Origin of the sequence: Phaeocystidibacter marisrubri, assembly GCF_008933165.1 — a bacterium.
GTDB classification, from domain to species: Bacteria; Bacteroidota; Bacteroidia; order Flavobacteriales; family Schleiferiaceae; genus Phaeocystidibacter; species Phaeocystidibacter marisrubri.
Window position 1 is genome coordinate 1 of sequence record NZ_WBVQ01000012.1, and the last position, 788, is coordinate 788.

Here is a 788-nt window from a genome sequence, read left to right on the forward strand (position 1 = left end):
AGCACTACTTGCACCACCTGTACCAATGTTGGTGATACCACCTGGACGGCAACACAAGTTCCAAGACATTTTATAGTCCGAACAGCGGCTGGTCAAGGTAAGAGGGTTACTCGTAGTAGTCTCGTACACGTTTACTTCAGGAACGAAAATCGTTGCATTTGGAGTAATACAATCCCATGCGCCTTGTGCCAAATATTGAGCCGTACGCGTCAACTGGATGGAAGTGTTTACCCCACAAGTAGCAGAGGTAACGTTTACGTTGGTTGTTGCACCAAGGCCTGCGCCCGGTTGTTGGCGATAGATGACCAACTTGATGTAATACCTATTGTTTCCGAGATACTCGTATTGGATGTCTCCACCAATAACGTGAGATGCCTGTGCCTGGAAACTGAAGATTCCAAGAAGCAAGACCGTGAGTAATTTCAAAGTAGATTTCATGTATACACGCTTTAGCGATAGTTTTCGAAAGTACGAAATAGGTAGTATACAACCCACATGAATGTTGATGCATGTGCGTCATACACTACCTAATAGGTGTATACGGTGTGGATGAATTATTTAACGATTCAGTTCACTTGTCTACTAAAAGGTCTATCTAGTCTTCGATTCTTTTTTTTGAGTCAGCGATCTTTGGTTTGAGTGAAAGGCCCTTTTGTTGATTATTCACCTCTCATGATGTTGATGGAACCACTAAGGGTTTCACTTTGATACGTCATTGGATTGTTGAGTTCGATGGTGTAGAAGTACGTACCATCGGCCAAATCCTGACCATTGGAGTCTTTTCCTTT

The 788-nt window shown here is 43.0% G+C and carries 1 protein-coding gene; it reads right to left on the reverse strand.

All coding sequences use genetic code 11. The features are described 5' to 3' along the window. Positions 1-438: hypothetical protein (locus F8C82_RS14655; RefSeq protein ID WP_151694377.1), on the reverse strand; the 438-nt coding region annotated here is incomplete at its 3' end. Between the last annotated feature and the right edge of the window lie 350 nt (positions 439-788).